This window comes from Streptococcus suis (genome assembly GCF_002960625.1).
Taxonomy (GTDB): domain Bacteria; phylum Bacillota; class Bacilli; order Lactobacillales; family Streptococcaceae; genus Streptococcus; species Streptococcus suis_T.
In genome coordinates this window covers 1-634 of the sequence record NZ_POJH01000058.1, presented here as the reverse complement: position 1 = coordinate 634, position 634 = coordinate 1, and the positions used below count along the sequence as shown (strand labels likewise).

Sequence of the window (634 nt, the reverse complement as noted above, 5' to 3'; positions counted from 1 at the left end):
GGTTCTGTTGCAAAGTTTTAAATCTACTATCAAATAAGGTAGAATAATAGAAAAAGATAGCAGGAGGAATGACGATGAATCATTTTAAAGGAAAGCAATTTCAGCAGGATGTGATTATTGTAGCCGTGGGCTACTATCTTCGTTATAACCTTAGCTATCGTGAAGTTCAAGAAATCTTATATGATTGTGGCATTAACGTTTCTCATACGACGATTTATCGTTGGGTGCAAGAATATGGCAAACTACTCTATCAAATTTGGAAAAAGAAAAATAAAAAATCCTTTTATTCATGGAAAATGGATGAAACGTACATCAAAATTAAAGGAAAATGGCATTATTTGTATCGAGCCATCGATGCAGATGGTTTAACCTTGGATATTTGGTTACGTAAAAAACGGGACACACAAGCAGCCTATGCTTTTCTTAAGCGGTTAGTGAAGCAGTTTGATGAACCGAAGGTTGTAGTCACAGATAAAGCCCCCTCTATTACAAGTGCCTTTAAGAAACTAAAAGAATACGGCTTTTATCAAGGGACAGAACATCGTACCATTAAATACCTGAATAATTTGATTGAACAAGACCATCGTCCAGTAAAGAGACGCAATAAATTCTATCGAAGTTTACGCACTGCCTC

At 35.8% G+C, this 634-nt stretch carries 1 protein-coding gene; it reads left to right on the top strand.

The window, feature by feature from the left end:
- Window positions 1-74: 74 nt before the first annotated feature.
- The coding region (locus C1G49_RS10970; protein WP_161942125.1) for an IS6-like element IS1216 family transposase at window positions 75-634 on the top strand (560 nt) is incomplete at its 3' end.